This window comes from Calidifontimicrobium sp. SYSU G02091, assembly GCF_022631395.1.
GTDB lineage: Bacteria > Pseudomonadota > Gammaproteobacteria > Burkholderiales > Burkholderiaceae_C > Calidifontimicrobium > Calidifontimicrobium sediminis.
In genome coordinates this window covers 1-628 of record NZ_JALBGB010000088.1, presented here as the reverse complement: position 1 = coordinate 628, position 628 = coordinate 1, and the positions used below count along the sequence as shown (strand labels likewise).

Genomic DNA, 628 nt, shown 5'->3' with positions numbered 1-628 from the left:
AGCGCTCGCAGCGTCCGCGAATCGACTCGCTACTCTTGCACGTCCGGCGCTTCTCGTCGGCGCCGCGAGATGAATTTTGCAGGGCCGACTAGATACATCCAGAACCACCCAACCTACGCCAACCATTTCTGCAGCCGCTTGCCGGGTAACAGCTCGTACGGCGACTTCCAGCCCGGCACTCTTGCCAGCCGATCCAGCCAAGCAGCAATGTTCGGGTATGAGGCCGCAAGGTCGATTCCGGTCTCATCCATCGGATAAGACAGGTAGGCGCACATGGAAATGTCCGCGATGGTCAGGCGTTCGCACGCCACGAAGGTGCTCACGCCAAGGTGTTGCTCAAGGATGCCCAGAAAATCCTTGACCCGGGCCAGGTGCCAGGCCAGCACGGCCGGATCGCTCTTCGGTGTGAATGTCCGCAAGAAGCGATAGGTCGCCATTCCGCCAGACAGCTTCTGGTTGTCCCAGAAGAGCCAGCGAAGAAGCTCGTAGGTCTCCGCGTCGTTCGTTGCCCCGAACTTCTCATACCGTGCCGCAAGCGGTCCTTCGTCATTTCGTGTGGAACACAACACTCACAATGCTCCCCTGGTTGTTGAGCCCGGTGGGCATGTGTGCAGGCCGCTTGTCGGCC

The 628-nt window shown here is 60.2% G+C and carries 1 protein-coding gene; it reads right to left on the bottom strand.

Annotated features, from left to right (window positions below; genetic code table 11):
* Positions 1-113: 113 nt before the first annotated feature.
* Positions 114-569 (bottom strand): glutathione S-transferase family protein, encoded by a 456-nt coding sequence (locus tag MOJ79_RS18890; RefSeq protein WP_241925545.1) that lies wholly within the window; start codon positions 567-569, stop codon positions 114-116.
* Positions 570-628: the final 59 nt, after the last annotated feature.